The organism is Conexibacter woesei DSM 14684 (assembly GCF_000025265.1).
Classification (GTDB): Bacteria; Actinomycetota; Thermoleophilia; order Solirubrobacterales; family Solirubrobacteraceae; genus Conexibacter; species Conexibacter woesei.
Genome location: NC_013739.1, coordinates 1,477,726 through 1,492,201 on the forward strand (window position 1 = coordinate 1,477,726; position 14,476 = coordinate 1,492,201).

The following is a 14,476-nucleotide window of genomic DNA, read 5'->3' on the forward strand; positions in this document are numbered from 1 at the left end:
GCTCCGCATGGGGGCTATCGCGCCATAGGGAGTGCGTCTTCGACAGGCAGGCGATGTCGTCGTAGCGTCGGCGTCATGGAATTCACGGACAAGATCGCCCTCGTCACCGGGGGCACGAGCGGCATGGGGCTTGCGGCCGCGCGCCGCCTGCTGGACGGTGGGGCGACCGTTGTCATCACGGGCCGTGACGACGCACGGCTCGCGGCGGCGGCGCTGGAGCTCGGCGACCCGCAGCGGTTGCTCACCGTGCGGGCGGACGTCTCCGTCGCAGCCGACGCCGACCGCACCACGGCCGCGATCGCCGAACGCTTCGGGCACCTCGACATCGTCTTCGCCAACGCCGGAATCGCCCTCTTCAAGCCGTTTGACGTGCTCGGAGACGCTGAGGCCGACCGCCTGCTCGACATCAACGTCAAGGGCGTGCTGCTGACCTTGCGGCGTTCCCTGCCGCTGCTCGCCGACGGCGGCGCGATCGTGCTCAACGCATCCTGGACCGCCCACCGCGGCCTCGCCGGCGGCTCCGTCTACGCCGCCAGCAAGGCCGCGGTCGCGAGCCTCGCACGGTCGCTCGCGGCCGAGCTGGCGCCTCGCGGCATCCGCGTCAACGCCGTCAGCCCCGGCTACATCCGCACCGACATGTTCGTGACGGCGGTGCCCGACAACGTGGCCGAGGGCGCCGTGCGCAAGCAGATCGCGCTCGGCCGCATCGGCACGGCCGAGGAGGTCGCCGACGCCGTCGCGTTCCTCGCCTCCGAGCAGGCGCGCTACGTGACGGGTCAGGAGCTGATCATCGACGGCGGGCTGCTCGGCGCCGTCGCCGCCTGAGCGGCGAGTCGGTCGACCAGCTCTCGCGCGGCCGGCGTCCACGGCCCGTTCCCGAACGCGGCACAGAGGCAGGTGGGCGCCTCGGCGACCGGCACGCCTCGCAGGCCGTCGCGGCCGGCGAGCGCGGCAGGGTCGACGAGCGCGACGCCGGCGCCCGCCGCGACGAGCGCGAGCAAGGCGTCGAGGTGGCTGGCGAGCAGCAGGGTGCCGGGCTCGACACCGGCATCCGCGAGTGCCGCCGTCGCGCGGTCGCCGTCCTGGTCGAGCGCGATCCACGTCCGGTCCGCCAGATCCGCGAGCGCGACGCCGTCGTGCAGACGCTCGTCGTCGGCGTCGGCCGCAGTGGCGAGCACCAGCTCGCGCTCGCCGAGCGCGGTCACCGGTCCCTCCCAGGCCGCGGGCGGCGGACCGACCGCCACGACGCGTTCGCCCTCGAGGATCAGCTCGTGCAGCCGCGCGGCGTCGGCGTGGACGTGGAGGCGGACCGTCAGCTGCGGCCGCGCGGCGCGCAGCGACGCGATCGCGCGCGCGACCGGCTCCAGCGGCGTCCCGCCGACCACCGCGACGCACAGCGCGTCAGGACCGTCGACGAGCGCGTTCCCGGCGAGCGTGCGACCGTCCGCGACGGCCTGTACCGCCACACGCGCCTTGGGCAGCAGCGCCCGTCCGGCGGCGGTCAGCCGCACGCCCTGCGGGAGGCGTTCCAGCAGCGGCCCGCCCAGCTCCCGCTCGAGCGCACGGATCTGCTGCGAGAGCGACGGCTGGGCGACGTGCTCGCGCCGCGCCGCGCCCGTGAACGACCCGGTCTCGACGACGGCGACGAAGTACGCGAGCTGAGTGAGGGTCACACGCCACACGCTAGCGGGCCGCCGCTCAGCCTACGCGGAGCCGATGTAGAAGCGCCGCAGGTGCTCGCCGGACAAGCGCCGCGCGGCGTCGCCGTCGCGGTCGAGCACGGCTTGCAGGATGCCCTCGTGCTCGGCGATCAGCTGGGCGAGGGTCGGGCGCGGGTCGGCGAGCGACTTCAAGTGCGACAACAACGCTTTGGACACCGTGTCGCGCACGGCGAGCATCACGATCGTCAGCGCCTCGCTGCCGGACGCCCGCACCAGCTCGAGGTGGAAGCGCATGTCGGCGAGCTCGAACGCCTCGACGTCGGCGCCCGCCGCGCGCATCAGCGCGATCTGATCGCGCACGGTCGTGAGGTCGGGCTGCGGGTCGCTCGTCGCGACCTGCTCGGCGCCCGCACCCTCGAGCGTGGCGCCGAGGCCGATCAGGTCGTCGAGCGGCACGCGTCCGAGCCGCAGCAGGTGCACGAGCGTGTCGCGCAGCGGTTCGGTCGTCAGCGCGTCGGGCGCGACGACCCGCAGCGGCAACGTCGGGCCGGTCGCGACGGCCAGACCTCTGGTCTGCAGCGCGCGCAGCGCCTCGCGGACCGTCGTGCGGCCGACGCCGAAGCGCTCGCAGAGCTCGCGCTCGGGCGGCAGCGCGCTGCCCGGGGGCATCTCTCCGCTGAGGATCGCCTCGCGAAGCGCGTCGGCGACCTGCTCGTAGACGGGGCGCCGCTCCAGCTGCTGTGGAGCGAAGGTCATGGCGGCGGGACGTCGTCGGCTGCCGCGCTGGTCGGTGCGGTCCGCCCATGCTGATCCACAGGCGCGGCGGGGAGTTGCACCGTGACGCTGAGCCCCCCGGCGGCACGGGGGGAGAGCGTGAGGGTCCCGTCGTGCGCTTGGGCGATGCTCTTGACGATCGCCAGGCCGAGGCCGACACCGCCGTGGTCGCTGCGGATGCGTTTGGAGCCGCGCTGAAACGGCTCGGCGAGCATGGTGACCAGCTGCGGGGTGAGCTGCTCGCCGGTGTTCTCGATCGTGAGCGCCACGTTCTCGGAGCTCGCGCTGGTCGTGACCCATACGGTGCCGTGGTCGGGCAGGTTGTGGACGATCGCGTTGTGCACGAGGTTCGTCGCCAGCTGCAGCAGGAGCGCGGGTGAGCCGCTCGCGGGCGCCGCGTTGCCGGAGGTCTCGATCGTGAGGCCACGCCCTTCTGCGAGGGGGAGCAGCGTCTCGGTGGCCTCCTCGGCAATGAGGGACAGGTCGACGTGCTCGCGGGTGAAGGACCGCTGGTCGGCGCGGCTGAGCACCAGCAACGCTTCGGTGAGGTCGATCGCCCGGGTGTTGACGAAGTGGAGGCGGTCGACCAGCTCGCCGTCGGCATGGTCCGGATCGTTGCGGGCGACGTCGAGCAACGCCTGCGTGATCGCCAGCGGGGTGCGCAGCTCGTGGGAGGCGTTGGCGGCGAATCGCTGCTGCTCGGCGACGTGTGCCTCCAAGCGCGCGAGCATGCTGTCGAAGGCGTCGGCGAGCTCGCGGAACTCGTCTCGGGGGCCCTGCAGCCGGATCCGATGCGAGAGCGAGCCGCCCGCGGCCATCCGTGTGGCATCCGTGATGCGGCCCAGCGGGGCGAGCATGCGGCCGGCGAGAATCCACCCTCCCACCAGACCGAACACCAGCAGGAACACCAGCACGACGACGGTCGCCGCGCCGAAGACGCGTGGGCCGAAGTTCGATGGGTCGAGGACGCGCGGGAAGTCGGAGAGCCTGGGAACGATGCTGCTCTTGGGGTAGCCTCGCAGCAGGAAGACCCACACGGCGGCGAGCAGCCAGGCGCCTGCGACCATCAGGAAGCCGGCGTAGCTGAGCGCGAGCTTGAGGCGAACGCTCAGGTCGGAGGCTCTATCCACCGTCACCGCCCCCGTCCCCGGCGCCCGGCGCTGCGTCGATGCGGTAGCCGGAGCCAGCGACGGTGGCGATGATCCAGGGTTCGCCGAGGCGTCTGCGCAAGGCCGAGACTGTGATGCGCACGGCGTTGGTGAACGGGTCGGCGTTCTGGTCCCACGCCCGTTCCAGCAGCTCTTCGGAGCTCACGACCCCGCCTTCGGCAGCGACGAGGACTTCGAGCACGGCGAACTGCTTGCGCGTGAGCGCGACGTAGCGGCCGTCGCGGTAGACCTCTCGGCGGAACGGGTCCAGCCGCAGGCCAGCGATCTCCCGCACGGGCGGCCTGTGGTGCGCGCGCCGGCGGTCGAGCGCTCGGAGGCGGAGCACGAGCTCCTGGAGCTCGAACGGCTTCGTGAGGTAGTCGTCGGCGCCGAGCTCGAACCCGGTGGTCTTGTCGTCGAGGTGGTCGGCGGCGGTGAGCATGAGGATCGGCATGCCGCTGCCGGAGGCCACGATGCGTTGGGCGATCTCGTCGCCGGAGGGCCCGGGGATGTCACGGTCGAGGACGGCGATGTCGTAGGCGTTGACGCTCAGCAGCTCCACGGCGGCGTCGCCGTCACCGGCGATGTCGGCCGCGATCGCTTCCAGGCGCAGGCCGTCGCGGATCGCTTCGGCCATGTAGGGCTCGTCCTCGACGATCAAGACGCGCACGCCTCCATGCTAGGAGCTGGCGCATATCGCCGGCATATCCAAAACCGGATATGCGCTGGCAACACCCCGCTGCCTTGACTGGACGCATGATCCGCAGCGAACCAGCACCACCAGCGGCCCGCCGCATCCGATCGCCAGCGTCCTCGCCCTCCTCGGCGGCCTCGACCACGGGGATCACGGTCTACGGCTGCGGGGAGGACGAGGCCGCCGTGTTCGGAGCGATGGCGCCCCGCCTCGGCGTCGTGCCGACGATCACCGAGGAAGCGGTGGCCGAAGGCACCGTCGACTTGGCGCGCGGGAACCGCTGCATCAGCATCGGTCACAAGACGCACGTCACGAACTCCACGCTTCGTGCGCTCAGCGAAGCTGGTGTGAGGTACATCTCCACGCGAAGCGTCGGATGCAACCACGTCGACGTGCATCACGCACGGAGCGTGGGCATCGCCGTCGAGACCGTCGCCTACTCGCCGGACAGCGTGGCCGACTACACGCTGATGCTGATGCTGATGGCGGTGCGACACGCGAAGTCCGTCATCAGGCGTGCAGACGTTCATGACTACACGCTGAGCGGCATCCGCGGGAAGGAGCTGCGCGACCTGACCGTCGGGGTGATCGGGACGGGACGGATCGGCGGCGCGGTCATCGACCGGCTGAGCGGGTTCGGCTGCCGAACGCTCGCCCATGACACGCGGCCCACGACTGCGGCCGACTACGTCGCGCTCGGCGCATTGCTCGAGCAGAGCGACATCGTCACGCTCCATACGCCACTCACCGCGGAGACGCACCATCTGCTCGATCGCAGGCGGATCGAGCGGATGAAGCACGGCGCGGTGGTCGTCAACACGGGACGCGGCGCCCTTGTCGACACCGAGGCGCTGGTCTCGGCCTTGGAACGCGGCAGCTTGGGCGGCGCGGCGCTGGACGTCCTCGAAGGAGAGGAAGGGATCTTCTACGCCGACTGCAGCGACAGGCCGATCGAAAGCCCGTTGCTGCTGCGATTGCACACGCTGCCGAATGTGCTGATCACGCCGCACACCGCCTACTACACCGACCACGCCTTGAGCGACACCGTCGAGAACAGCCTGATCAATTGCCTGCGCTTCGAAGGCAGAGACCAGCATGCATAGGCTGAAGACCGGGGTCATCTTCGGCGGCTGCTCCGAAGAGCATCCGATCTCCGTGAAGTCGGCGCAAGAGGTCGCGCGGCATCTCGATCCCGCGAGATACGAGCCGTTCTACATCGGGATCACGACGAGCGGCGCCTGGAAGCTCTGCGACGGCCCCGACGCGGATTGGGAGAACGGAAGGTGCCGTCCGGCGACGCTGTCACCCGACAGAAGCGCACGCGGACTGCTCGTCTTGGAGTACGGACGGTACGAGACGATCAGCCTGGACGTGGTGTTGCCCGTCCTGCACGGCAAGCTCGGGGAGGACGGCGCGATGCAGGGACTGCTGGAGCTCTCCGGCATTCCGTACGCGGGCTGCGACGTCCAGAGCTCCGCCCTGTGCATGGATAAGTCCCTGACGTACACGGTCGCCAGAGCCGCGGGAATCGCGACGCCGCGCTTCTGGACCGTCACGGCGAACGAGCACGTCGATCCCGACCAGCTCCCCTATCCCGTCTTCGTGAAGCCGGCCCGCTCGGGTTCGTCGTTCGGCGTCAGCAAGGTGTCTGGCAGGGACGAGCTGCCGGGTGCGCTGGACGTCGCGCGGCGGTACGACTCGAAGGTGCTGGTCGAGGAGGCGGTCGTCGGCAGCGAGATCGGCTGCGCGATCTTGGGCAACGGTCTGGATCTGCTCGCCGGCGAGGTCGATCAGATCGCGCTGTCGCACGGCTTCTTCCGGATCCATCAGGAGGACGAGCCGGAGAGAGGGTCCGACAACTCGTCCGTCACGGTTCCCGCGGCCATCTCGCAGGAGGCACGCGCGCTCGTTCAGGAGACGGCGAAGGCCGCGTATCGCGCCTTGGGATGCCGGGGACTGTCGCGGGTGGACATGTTCCTGACAGCGGACGGGGACGTGGTCCTCAACGAGGTCAACACGTTGCCCGGCATGACGTCCTACAGCCGGTACCCGCGGATGATGGCGGCTGCGGGACTGCCGTTCGCCGAGGTGATCGACCGGATCGTGGCGCTGGCGCTGACGGGTGACGGGCGATGAACGGAGACTTCGTCTTCGTCGACAAGTTCGTCGCCGGAATACGCTGGGACGCGAAGTACGCGACGTGGGACAACTTCACCGGCAAGCCGGTCGACGGATATCTCGCCAATCGCATCGTCGGCACGCGGGCCTTGTGCGCGGCCTTGGAAGACGCGCGTGACGAGGCCGCGGCCCTCGGCTTCGGCTTGCTGCTGTGGGACGGGTATCGCCCGCAACGCGCCGTCGACCGCTTTCTGCGCTGGGCGCGGCAGCCGGAGGACGGCCGGAAGAAGCGCCGGCACCATCCGAACATCAGCAAGGCCGAGATGTTCGAGCAGGGGTACGTAGCGGCGAAGTCGGCCCACACCCGGGGCGGCACCGTCGACTTGACGTTCTTTCACTTGACTGACGGAGAGCTTGCTCGAATGGGCGGTGACTTCGACCTGATGGATGCCGTCTCCCACCATGGAGCGAGCGGGCTCACGGAGATCGAAGCGAGCAACCGGCGACGTCTCCGTTCGCTCATGGATCGCTGCGGCTTTCACGCCTACGAGCGCGAGTGGTGGCACTACACGCTCAAGGACGAGCCGTATCCAGACACCTACTTCGACTTTCCGATCGTCGTAAAGGGTGAAGCGCATGCGCTGCTCGACGTCTGAGCTGGCGGCCCATCTGGGCGGCGAGCTGGTCGGGCCCGACGTCGGCGTCGAGGGGGCGAGCATCGACTCGCGGACGCTCCGGCCCGGCCAGCTCTACGTGCCGATCGTGGCCGAGCGTGACGGCCACGCCTACATCCCGGCAGCGCTCGATGCGGGAGCGCCGGCCTACCTCACCGAGCAGGAGCCGGTCGGCGGGACGGCCATCCGCGTCGGCGACACCGCCGCCGCGATGTTGAGGCTCGGGGTGTTGGCCCGCGGTCGGGTCGGCGGCGCGATCGGCGTCACCGGGTCGGTCGGCAAGACCACCACCAAGGATCTCCTGGCCGGCTGTCTGGCGGCGAGGTTCCGCACCGCTGCGAGCGAGCGTTCCTTCAACAACGAGCTGGGCCTGCCACTGACGCTGTTCAACGCGCCGGAGGCAGCGCGGTGGGCGGTCCTCGAGATGGGGGCCCGGCGTGCGGGGGACATCGAGCGGCTGGCCGCCGTCGCACGTCCCGAGGTCGGCATCGTGACCAGCGTCGACATGGCCCACCTGGAGTACATGGGCGACCTCGACGGCGTCGCCCGCGTCAAGGGCGAGCTTGTCGCCGCCCTGCCGGCATCGGGGCTCGCGGTCTTGAACTTCGACGACCCCCGGGTCCGGGGCATGGCGTCGCTCAGCGCGTCTCCCGTGCTGGGGTATTCGGTCGGAGGCGACGCCGACGTGCGGGCCGACGACGTCACGCTCGACCAGGATCTGCGTGCGCGGTTCCGTCTGTCGTCGCCGTGGGGGCAGGCCGAGGTCCGGCTGGGGGTGCACGGCCTGCACCAGGTCCCGAACGCGCTGGCCGCGGCGACGGTCGCGCTCTGGTGCGGGGTCCCGATCGAGACCGTGGCCGCGGCACTTGCGCAGAGCAAGGGCTCACCGTGGCGCATGGAGGTCCATCACATGCCCGACGGTCCGCTCCTGGTCGTCGACTGCTACAACGCGATGCCCACCTCGACCGAGGCGGGCCTGCGATCGCTGGCCGCGTTGCCGGGCGAACGCAAGCTGGCGCTGCTCGGGCTGATGGCCGAGCTGGGGGACCACAGCGAGTCCGAGCATCGCCGGATCGCGCGCGTTGCGGAGGAACTCGGGATCGAGGCGGTGGGATACGAGACCCCGCTCTATGGCGAGGCGTACGTGACGGGCGCTGAGGAGGCTGTCGCCCTGCTGCGCACGCTGGGCACGGGTGACGCGGCGCTCGTCAAGGGCAGCCGCGTGACGCGCCTCGAGGACGTGGTGGGCGCATATCTCCGGCATATCGAGAACCCCATACGTGCTGGCAACACCCCGCTGCCTTGAATGGCGGCATGACCTACAGCACACCAGCAGAGACCACGACGGTGGAGACGGCCAAGACTGTGGCGGACGCAGGCTGGTCCGTGGTCGGGGTCCTCGACAGGCCGCTCTCGCACCGGCTGCTTCGGGCGGTGGACGAGGTGGCGGCGCGGTCCCCCGACGTCAGCGCGGCGGGGCAGCTTCACCAACTGTCAGGCCTGGCGCAGCACCCCGACCTGGCGGCGGTCGTCGACTGGCCGCCGCTCCTGGGGCTCGCGGTCGAGCTGCTCTCGCCGAACGTCTACATCAATCACTCCCACCTGGACGTCCACCCGCCGCACCCGCCCACCGGCGCTCACCGCTGGCATCGTGACAACGGGCTGATGGGCCGGGACATGCGGCTGCTGTGGCGGGAACAGCCGCGGGTGACCCTGAAGGTCGCCGTCTACCTCACCGACGTGGAGTCCCCGGACGACGGCGCGCTGGAAGTGGTGCCTCGCAGTCACCTCGACACGGCGTCGCGATACCCCACCGAGGAGCAGCCCGGCGGAGTGCCGATCCTCGGGCCCGCCGGCACGGTCGCCGTCTTCGACGCCCGGCTCTGGCACCGCCGCCGGGACAACCTCGGCGCTCGCATCCGGCGCGCCATGTTCATGGCGTACAGCTATCGGTGGCTGACCTCGCGCGACATCCCGTTCGAGGAGGTGCCGGAGTGGGGCGGCTTGCCTCCGATCCGTCGTCAGCTGCTCGGTGACACGACGGTCGACCCGTTCTACTGGGCCACCGGCGAGCTCCCGCTCGATCCCCGCTCCACAGGCTTCCAGGAGGCGGCGTGACGCGGGCGGGTGAGCACCGGGTCATGAGGCGCAGAATGCGCTCCGCCGTCCTGCTCGTCACGCTCGGGGCGATCGCAGCGGCCCTCGGCCACCAGCTGCTGGGGTCGTCGTCCTCGTCGTCGTCCTCGATGGCCTCACCACCGAGCGACGTCCGGCACGATGGTGCGCTCGGCGAGGCCGACGGTGCCGTCCCTGACGGCGCGACCGTCTTCGGCGACGAGATCCCGGGCGTCGCCAGGCTCGATCCGGCGCTCCTCGGCGCCCTGCGCCGGGCCGCGACGGACGCTGCGGGCGACGGGGTCGAGTTCGTCGTCGAGAGCGGCTGGCGTTCCCCGGAGTACCAGCAGCAGCTCCTCCGTGAGGCGGTCGTGAGGTACGGCTCGGAGGAGGAGGCTGCCCGGTGGGTCGCGACCCCCACCACGTCTGCGCACGTGTCGGGGGAGGCGGTCGACATCGGGCCCTCCGAGGCCGCGGCGTGGCTGTCCGAGCACGGCGCCTCGTACGAGCTGTGCCAGGTCTACGGCAACGAGCCCTGGCACTACGAGCTGCGCCCGGAGGCCAGCGCGCGCGGTTGCCCTCCCGTCTACGCCGACCCGACGCAGGATCCGCGGATGCAGCAGTGACCGGGAGCTAGCCGCCGTGGCAGACGGCCTCGACGTTGTGCCCGTCGGGGTCGAGCACGAACGCGCCGTAGTAGCCGGCCGAATACTGCGTCCGCGGACCGGGGGCGCCGTTGTCGACGCCGCCGGCCGCGAGCGCGGCGGCGTGGAACGCGTCGACCTGGTCGCGCCGCTCGGCCGCGAAGGCGACGTGCAGGCCCGCCGCGGTCGGCACGAGCGTCGAGACTATGAAGTCGTCGACGCCGGGCGGCCCGAAGCTGATCCCGCTCTCGTCGGCGTACAGCTCGCCGAAGCCGAGCGGCGCCAGCGCAGCGACGTAGAACGCGCGGCTGCGCGCGAGGTCGCTGACGCCGATCTTGACGTGGTCGATCACGACCCGGCGTACCGTGACGCCGTCCGTTCTGGGGAGACCGTTCATACCGATGCAGTTTGACCCGCTGCGGTGCTCGTCGTCTCAGCGACGCCGTGGATCGACTGCACGTGCTGGTAGGCGGCGAGCCCTTCCGGTCCCAGCTCGCGCCCGAGCCCGCTCGCCTTGACGCCGCCGAACGGCGCCGCCGGATCGAGCAGGAACGCGTTCAGTCCGACGGTGCCGGTCTGCATCCGCGCCGCGACCGCCGCGCCGCGCTCGAGGTCGCGCGTCCAGACCGTGCCGCCGAGACCGTAGGGCGAATCGTTCGCGAGCGCGACCGCCTCGTCCTCACCGTCGTATGGGATCACCGCGAGCACCGGGCCGAAGATCTCCTCGCGCGCGATCGCGTCGTCGTTGCGGACGTCGGCGAAGACGGTCGGCTCGAGGAACCAGCCGCACTCGCGGCCGGCGGGCACGCCGCCGCCGGCGACGAGGCGCGCGCCGTCCGCCCGGCCGCGCTCGACGTAGCCGCGCACGCGCTCGCGCTGAACGCTGGTGGCGAGCGGACCGACCTCCGTCTGCGGGTCGAGCGCGTCGCCGACCGTCAGCCCGCGCGCCAGCGCGGCGAGCAGCTCGACGACCTCGTCGTAGCGTGCGCGGGGAGCGAGCACGCGTGTGGAGAGGAAGCACGTCTGGCCGTTGTTCAGCAACGTCGCGCCGAACAGCTGCTCGACCGCGCCCTCCAACTCGGCGTCGTCGAGCACGATCGCGGCGGACTTGCCGCCGAGCTCGAGCGTGACCGGTCGCAGCAGCCGCCCGCAGACCTCGGCGATGCTGCGGCCGGCGGCGGTCGAGCCCGTGAACGCGACCTTGTCGACGCCGGGATGCGCGACGAGGCAGGCGCCCAGCTCACGACCGCCGGGGACGATGTTGAGGACGCCGTCCGGCAGGCCGGCGTCGCGTGCGCAATCGGCCAGCAGCAGCGCGTCGAGCACCGTCTCGGGCGACGGCTTCAGGACGATCGCACAGCCGGCCGCGAGCGCCGGCGCGAGCTTGAACGCGGTCAGCGTCTGCGGGAAGTTCCACGGCACGATCGCCGCGACGACGCCGACCGGATGGCGGCGGACGTCGATCGAGCCGCCGAGCACGCCGGCGCGCCGCTCGACCGCGGGCAGCGCCCGCGCGAGCGCCGCGTAGTAGCGGTAGACGGCGAGCGGGATGCCGGCCTCGATGCGGCTCGCGATCGCGATCGGCATTCCGTTCTGGAGCGAGACGCGCCGCGCGAACTCGCCCGCGCGCCGCTCGTAGGCGTCGGCGAACGCGTCGAGCGCGTCGGCGCGGCGGGCGGCCTCCCAGCTCGCCCACCCGCCGCGTGCCGCGAACGCCGCGCGTGCGGCCGCGACGGCCGCGTCGGCGTCCGCGGCGCCGGCCTCGGCGACCGATCCGACCTGCTGCTCGCTGCTCGGCGACACGACGGCGATCCGCCCGCCGCCCTGCGGGGCAGTCCACTCTCCGCCGATGAAGAGCGCGTCCTGCTCGATCGCCTCCTGCTGCTGGCTCATCGTCCGTCGCTCGCCCGCGGCGTCAGGCGGCGGCTTCAGCCGCAGCGGCCTCGGCCGCGGCGAGCGCGGTCGCGTCGACGTAGGTGTCCTTGCGCGCCACGAGCCCTTCGGTGACGACGAACACGTCGAGCGCATTCATTCTCGCGCCGCCCGTGTGCATCACGTACTCGAAGATGATCATGTCGCCGGCATAGCGGACGCTGCGGCGCTCGAAGCGCAGGTCCGGGTACTTCTGCAGCTCGGCGATGAACGCCGCACGCACCTGCTCGCGGCCGCTCACCTCCTCCTTGCCCATGTGCAGCTGGAAGACGCCGTCCTCGCTGTGCATCGACATGATCGTGTCGAGGTCGTGCCGCGACCAGGCGTCGTCGTAGCGTTCGAACAGCTCGCTGAGGGACATCTCTCGCTCCTTTCGAGATTCGCCCGCGGGTCGCGCAGTACGACCTCCGTGACCCACGGACTTGACGCTGTCAAGCTACCGTGGCTGGATTGACGCTGTCAAGTGCGAGGCACTACGATCCCGGGATGGCCGCGTCGACCGCGAACCCGAAGGCGCCGCTGCGCGACGCGCTCCTGCTCGCGGCCGAGCAGGAGGTCGGCGAGGTCGGCGTCGGCGACGTCAGCCTGCGCGCGATCGCCCGCCGCGTCGGCGTCTCGCACCAGGCGCCGGGCCACCACTTCGGCGACCGCAACGGGCTCTTCACCGCGCTCGCCGCGAAGGGCTTCCGCACGCTCGAGCGGCGGATGCTGGCCGCCCGCAGGCGGATCCCGGCCGATGCGACGCCGGCCGAGCGCGTCGCCACGCTCGGCGTCGGCTACATGGTCTTCGCGCGGCAGCACCCCGCGCTCTTCTCCGTGATGTTCCGGCCGGAGCTGCTCGACGGCGATGACGAGGAGCTGGCCGCTGCGCGCGCGAGCGCGTTCGCGGTCCTGCTCGACGAGGTCGTCGCCGCGGGCGCGACGGGCTGGGGGCAGCACCATTCGGAGACAGCGCTCGCGTTGACCTGCTGGTCGACCGTCCACGGCGCCGTCACGCTCTGGCGCGAGGGGACGCTCGACACGTTCTTCCCCGACATCGGCAGCGTGCAGACCGTCGCCCGGCTGGTGACCGAGACGCTCAACCACGGCCTCGCCGCCGAGGCCGTCGCGCCGCCGCCACCGCCGGCCAGACGGCGCGCGTCAGCCCGCAGACGCTGACGCTCGCTGCTGCGCGACGCTCGCGGGCAGCTGCACCTCGCGGCGCAGGATCTTGCCGGTCGCGTTCTTCGGCAGCGCGTCGGCGAACCAGATCACGCGCGGGTACTTGTAGGGCGCCAGGCGCGCCTTCACGTACGCGGCCAGCTCCTGCTCGCCGGCGGCGTGACCGTCGCGCAGCACGACCGCGGCGCCGATCTCCTCGCCGAGCCGCTCGTCGGGGATCGCGCGCACGCACGCTTCTGCGACCGCCGGGTGCGTGTAGAGCACCTCCTCGACCTCGCGCGGGTAGACGTTGAGCCCGCCGCGGATGATGAGGTCCTTCTTGCGGTCGACGATGAAGTAGTAGCCGTCCTCGTCGACGCGCGCGAGGTCACCGGAGAGGAACCAGCCGTCGCGCATCGCCGCCGCGGTCTCCTGCGGGCGCTGCCAGTAGCCCTTCATCACGTTGTGGCCCTTGATCGCGATCTCGCCGACGTCGCCCTGCGCGACCGGGTCGCTGTCGCCGTCGAGCAGGCGGATCGAGACGCCCTCGATCGGCGTGCCGATCGAGCCCGGCTTGCGCAGCCCTTCGAGATGGTTGAACGAGGCGACCGGCGAGGTCTCCGACAGGCCGTACCCCTCGAGGATCGTCGCCTCGAAGCGCTGCTCGAAGCGGCGCAGCACCTCCGCGGGAAGCGACGCCCCGCCCGAGACGCACAGCCGCAGGCTCGACGCGACGCTGCCGGCAGGTCGCTCGCCGGCGGCGGCGAGCAGGCCGACGTACATCGTCGGCACGCCGATGAAGACGGTCGCGCCGTGCGCCTCGATCAGCGCGAGCGCCGCGGCCGGCTCGAAGCGCGGCGTCAGCGTCAGCTCGGAGCCGGCCGCGAAGCCGGCGTTCATCGCGGCGGTCTGGCCGATCGAGTGGAACAGCGGGAGCGCGCCGAAGACGACGTCGCCAGGCGTCAGCCGCAACAGGCTGCGGGCGCAGATCTCGGCGTTGCGGCGGAGGTTGTCGTGGCTCAGCTCGGCGCCCTTCGGCTTGCCGGTCGTGCCCGACGTGTAGAGGATCACGGCCGTGTCGGAGCCGGCCCGCTCGACGTCGGTGACGTCTGCGCCGGGCGCGTCGCCCTCCAGCATCGCGTCGTCGGCGAGCAGCAGCTCGGCGCCGGCCGCAGCGGCGGCCACGCCGACGTCGCCGGCCGGCCCGTCGGCAGGCGCCGCGCACAGCACGCGCGCGCCGGAGTCCGACAGGTAGTAGCGCACCTCGTCGCGCAGCAGCGGGTTCATCGGGACGACGATCGCGCCGGCGCGCAGGATCCCGAGGTACGCGACCGGGAACTGGAGGACGTTCGGCAGCATCAGGCCGACGCGGTCGCCGGGCCGGACGCCGCGCTCGACGAGCCGCGCGGCGAAGCGGGCGGAGAGCGCCGCCAGCTCGGCGTAGCTGATGACCCGGTCGCCGTGCCGCACGGCCGCCGCGTCAGGCCGCTCCGCGGCGGACGCGAGCATCGTCGCTGCGAGATTCTCCAACATGACTTGACACTGCCACACTGAACTAGACGGTGTCAAGTTGGAG

16 protein-coding genes are annotated in these 14,476 nt (G+C 71.6%); 8 read left to right on the forward strand and 8 right to left on the reverse strand.

Annotated elements, in window-relative coordinates; translation table 11 throughout:
- Positions 1 to 75 precede the first annotated feature (75 nt).
- Positions 76 to 825, forward strand: coding sequence for an SDR family NAD(P)-dependent oxidoreductase (locus CWOE_RS07045; protein ID WP_012932887.1), 750 nt, complete (start codon positions 76 to 78; stop codon positions 823 to 825).
- Here CWOE_RS07045 and CWOE_RS07050 read toward each other — a convergent pair.
- The 4 genes from CWOE_RS07050 to CWOE_RS07065 are packed head-to-tail and all read right to left on the reverse strand — an operon-like array spanning position 777 to position 4,253.
- Positions 777 to 1,673, reverse strand: coding sequence for a LysR family transcriptional regulator (locus CWOE_RS07050; RefSeq protein ID WP_049793196.1), 897 nt, complete (start codon positions 1,671 to 1,673; stop codon positions 777 to 779). The genes CWOE_RS07045 and CWOE_RS07050 overlap by 49 nt on opposite strands.
- Positions 1,674 to 1,703: 30 nt before the next feature.
- Positions 1,704 to 2,417 carry a FadR/GntR family transcriptional regulator gene (locus tag CWOE_RS07055; protein WP_012932889.1) on the reverse strand — a complete coding sequence of 238 codons (714 nt, stop codon included), beginning with the start codon at positions 2,415 to 2,417 and terminating at the stop codon, positions 1,704 to 1,706.
- Positions 2,414 to 3,565, reverse strand: coding sequence for a sensor histidine kinase (locus CWOE_RS07060; RefSeq protein WP_049793197.1), 1,152 nt, complete (start codon positions 3,563 to 3,565; stop codon positions 2,414 to 2,416). The genes CWOE_RS07055 and CWOE_RS07060 overlap by 4 nt, the downstream gene beginning before the upstream one ends.
- Positions 3,558 to 4,253 carry a response regulator transcription factor gene (locus tag CWOE_RS07065; protein ID WP_041730208.1) on the reverse strand — a complete coding sequence of 232 codons (696 nt, stop codon included), beginning with the start codon at positions 4,251 to 4,253 and terminating at the stop codon, positions 3,558 to 3,560. Before CWOE_RS07065 ends, CWOE_RS07060 begins: the two co-directional genes overlap by 8 nt.
- A gap of 221 nt (positions 4,254 to 4,474) precedes the next feature.
- Here CWOE_RS07065 and CWOE_RS07070 point away from each other — a divergent pair, with 221 nt between their 5' ends.
- The 6 genes from CWOE_RS07070 to CWOE_RS07095 are packed head-to-tail and all read left to right on the forward strand — an operon-like array spanning position 4,475 to position 9,810.
- Positions 4,475 to 5,380 (forward strand): D-isomer specific 2-hydroxyacid dehydrogenase family protein, encoded by a 906-nt coding sequence (locus CWOE_RS07070; RefSeq protein ID WP_041730211.1) that lies wholly within the window; start codon positions 4,475 to 4,477, stop codon positions 5,378 to 5,380.
- A complete protein-coding gene (vanA, locus tag CWOE_RS07075) occupies positions 5,373 to 6,413 on the forward strand; it encodes a D-alanine--(R)-lactate ligase (RefSeq protein WP_012932893.1) in 1,041 nt (346 codons plus the stop codon). Before CWOE_RS07070 ends, vanA begins: the two co-directional genes overlap by 8 nt.
- Positions 6,410 to 7,051 carry a D-Ala-D-Ala dipeptidase VanX gene (vanX, locus tag CWOE_RS07080; RefSeq protein ID WP_012932894.1) on the forward strand — a complete coding sequence of 214 codons (642 nt, stop codon included), beginning with the start codon at positions 6,410 to 6,412 and terminating at the stop codon, positions 7,049 to 7,051. Before vanA ends, vanX begins: the two co-directional genes overlap by 4 nt.
- Positions 7,032 to 8,375 carry a UDP-N-acetylmuramoyl-tripeptide--D-alanyl-D-alanine ligase gene (locus CWOE_RS07085; RefSeq protein WP_012932895.1) on the forward strand — a complete coding sequence of 448 codons (1,344 nt, stop codon included), beginning with the start codon at positions 7,032 to 7,034 and terminating at the stop codon, positions 8,373 to 8,375. Before vanX ends, CWOE_RS07085 begins: the two co-directional genes overlap by 20 nt.
- 8 nt (positions 8,376 to 8,383) lie before the next feature.
- Positions 8,384 to 9,187, forward strand: a complete 804-nt coding sequence (locus CWOE_RS07090) for a phytanoyl-CoA dioxygenase family protein (RefSeq protein WP_012932896.1) — start codon at positions 8,384 to 8,386, stop codon at positions 9,185 to 9,187.
- A 35-nt stretch (positions 9,188 to 9,222) separates the two neighbouring features.
- Positions 9,223 to 9,810 (forward strand): M15 family metallopeptidase, encoded by a 588-nt coding sequence (locus tag CWOE_RS07095; RefSeq protein ID WP_012932897.1) that lies wholly within the window; start codon positions 9,223 to 9,225, stop codon positions 9,808 to 9,810.
- A gap of 7 nt (positions 9,811 to 9,817) precedes the next feature.
- Here the strand turns inward: CWOE_RS07095 and CWOE_RS07100 are convergent, their stop codons facing one another.
- The 3 genes from CWOE_RS07100 to CWOE_RS07110 are packed head-to-tail and all read right to left on the reverse strand — an operon-like array spanning position 9,818 to position 12,121.
- Positions 9,818 to 10,225 carry a VOC family protein gene (locus CWOE_RS07100; RefSeq protein WP_012932898.1) on the reverse strand — a complete coding sequence of 136 codons (408 nt, stop codon included), beginning with the start codon at positions 10,223 to 10,225 and terminating at the stop codon, positions 9,818 to 9,820.
- Complete coding sequence (locus CWOE_RS07105; protein ID WP_012932899.1) at positions 10,222 to 11,721, reverse strand: aldehyde dehydrogenase; 1,500 nt, start codon at positions 11,719 to 11,721, stop codon at positions 10,222 to 10,224. The genes CWOE_RS07100 and CWOE_RS07105 overlap by 4 nt, the downstream gene beginning before the upstream one ends.
- 22 nt (positions 11,722 to 11,743) lie before the next feature.
- The gene (locus tag CWOE_RS07110) at positions 11,744 to 12,121 is read right to left on the reverse strand and encodes a nuclear transport factor 2 family protein (RefSeq protein ID WP_012932900.1); all 378 of its coding nucleotides are present in this window, start codon (positions 12,119 to 12,121) and stop codon (positions 11,744 to 11,746) included.
- Between the two features lie 125 nt (positions 12,122 to 12,246).
- On the opposite strand from CWOE_RS07110, the gene CWOE_RS07115 reads away from it, so the two are divergent.
- Positions 12,247 to 12,918: a TetR/AcrR family transcriptional regulator gene (locus CWOE_RS07115; RefSeq protein WP_012932901.1), complete on the forward strand. Its 672-nt coding sequence runs from the start codon at positions 12,247 to 12,249 to the stop codon at positions 12,916 to 12,918.
- Here the strand turns inward: CWOE_RS07115 and CWOE_RS07120 are convergent.
- Complete coding sequence (locus CWOE_RS07120; RefSeq protein WP_012932902.1) at positions 12,901 to 14,433, reverse strand: long-chain-fatty-acid--CoA ligase; 1,533 nt, start codon at positions 14,431 to 14,433, stop codon at positions 12,901 to 12,903. The genes CWOE_RS07115 and CWOE_RS07120 overlap by 18 nt on opposite strands.
- Positions 14,434 to 14,476: the final 43 nt, after the last annotated feature.

Excerpts from the sequence above, each read along its gene's own strand:
- CWOE_RS07090 (WP_012932896.1), top strand. The coding sequence starts at position 8,384 with ATGACCTACAGCACACCAGCAGAGACCACGACGGTGGAGACGGCCAAG.
- vanA (WP_012932893.1), top strand. The coding sequence starts at position 5,373 with ATGCATAGGCTGAAGACCGGGGTCATCTTCGGCGGCTGCTCCGAAGAG.
- vanX (WP_012932894.1), top strand. The coding sequence starts at position 6,410 with ATGAACGGAGACTTCGTCTTCGTCGACAAGTTCGTCGCCGGAATACGC.
- CWOE_RS07105 (WP_012932899.1), bottom strand. The coding sequence starts at position 11,721 with ATGAGCCAGCAGCAGGAGGCGATCGAGCAGGACGCGCTCTTCATCGGC.
- CWOE_RS07115 (WP_012932901.1), top strand. The coding sequence starts at position 12,247 with ATGGCCGCGTCGACCGCGAACCCGAAGGCGCCGCTGCGCGACGCGCTC.
- CWOE_RS07110 (WP_012932900.1), bottom strand. The coding sequence starts at position 12,121 with ATGTCCCTCAGCGAGCTGTTCGAACGCTACGACGACGCCTGGTCGCGG.
- CWOE_RS07045 (WP_012932887.1), top strand. The coding sequence starts at position 76 with ATGGAATTCACGGACAAGATCGCCCTCGTCACCGGGGGCACGAGCGGC.
- CWOE_RS07100 (WP_012932898.1), bottom strand. The coding sequence starts at position 10,225 with ATGAACGGTCTCCCCAGAACGGACGGCGTCACGGTACGCCGGGTCGTG.
- CWOE_RS07120 (WP_012932902.1), bottom strand. The coding sequence starts at position 14,433 with ATGTTGGAGAATCTCGCAGCGACGATGCTCGCGTCCGCCGCGGAGCGG.
- CWOE_RS07095 (WP_012932897.1), top strand. The coding sequence starts at position 9,223 with ATGCGCTCCGCCGTCCTGCTCGTCACGCTCGGGGCGATCGCAGCGGCC.
- CWOE_RS07085 (WP_012932895.1), top strand. The coding sequence starts at position 7,032 with ATGCGCTGCTCGACGTCTGAGCTGGCGGCCCATCTGGGCGGCGAGCTG.
- CWOE_RS07055 (WP_012932889.1), bottom strand. The coding sequence starts at position 2,417 with ATGACCTTCGCTCCACAGCAGCTGGAGCGGCGCCCCGTCTACGAGCAG.
- CWOE_RS07070 (WP_041730211.1), top strand. The coding sequence starts at position 4,475 with ATGGCGCCCCGCCTCGGCGTCGTGCCGACGATCACCGAGGAAGCGGTG.